Source organism: Salinimicrobium oceani (genome assembly GCF_012037645.1).
Window position 1 is genome coordinate 1 of the sequence record NZ_JAAVJR010000813.1, and the last position, 412, is coordinate 412.

The 412-nt window shown below is 51.9% G+C and carries 1 protein-coding gene; it reads right to left on the reverse strand.

Going from position 1 to position 412, the window contains the following annotated elements; all coding sequences use genetic code 11:
• Nucleotides 1-297: hypothetical protein (locus HC175_RS23990; protein WP_209310123.1), on the reverse strand; the 297-nt coding region annotated here is incomplete at its 3' end.
• Nucleotides 298-412: the final 115 nt, after the last annotated feature.

The following is a 412-nucleotide window of genomic DNA, read 5'->3' on the forward strand; positions in this document are numbered from 1 at the left end:
CGGTTTTTTTACCCTGAAAGAGGTTGATCTTTCTCCAAACCCTCTTTCGGGGCTCCAAGCCGCCGAAAGGGGTAACCGGTTGCCCAACCCTTTCAGCGGTTTTTCACCCTGAAAGCGGTTGTCTTCCTCCAAACCCGCTTTCGGGGCTCCAAGCCGCCGAAAGGGGTGATCCAGCTCCAACCCTTTCAGCGGTTTTTTACCCTGAAAGCGGTTGTCTTCCTCCCAAACCCGCTTTCGGGGTTCCAAGCCGCCGAAAGGGGGTAATCCCGGATCCAACCCTTTCAGCGGTTTTTTCACCCTGAAAGCGGTTGTCTTTCTCCAAACCCTCTTTCGGGGCTCCAAGCCGCCGAAAGGGGTATTGTTTTTTTACATTTGCAGGAAAATAAACATCGTCTACTATTTATCAATGCAC